The sequence below is a fragment of the Pedococcus sp. P1_H8 genome (assembly GCF_056405175.1).
In genome coordinates this window covers 1-449 of sequence record NZ_JBFUCP010000235.1, presented here as the reverse complement: position 1 = coordinate 449, position 449 = coordinate 1, and the positions used below count along the sequence as shown (strand labels likewise).

Genomic DNA, 449 nt, shown 5'->3' with positions numbered 1-449 from the left:
CCCTCCACGCTCACGTACCGGACGGTGGGTTCGGCCTGCTGCACCATCAGGCTGAATCGGCCGGCCTCCCTGATGTGGCGGATCTTCTGCGATTCAGGGCCGGTCAGTACCCACGCCTCGGTCCCCGGTGCGTACTGGTACCAGATGGGGACGGTCAGTGGGCCGCGGCCGGGGGCCGCCACTGCAAGCGCGGCGATACGCGGCTGCGCGAGGAACTGTTGACGCTCATCCGGTGACAGCGGCATGTCGTCCAGGCTAACGCGTCAAAGGCGTTGTCCGCGAGAAACTACGGACCGCGCCGAGACAGTGGCGGGCTCCATGTCCTCGTTGCCGGAGGACCTGCGGTACCTCAGATCAGTTGCGAGGCACGTTCGGCCATCATCACGCAGCCAAGGTAGGTGTTGCCCGCAGGCAGCACTGGCATCGCCGAGGCGTCCACGACCCGCAGG

General features: G+C 67.0%; 1 protein-coding gene. It reads right to left on the bottom strand.

The window, feature by feature from the left end:
• Positions 1–245: pyridoxamine 5'-phosphate oxidase family protein (locus AC1DYG_RS19760; protein WP_477641550.1), on the bottom strand; the 245-nt coding region annotated here is incomplete at its 3' end.
• Positions 246–449 lie beyond the last annotated feature (204 nt).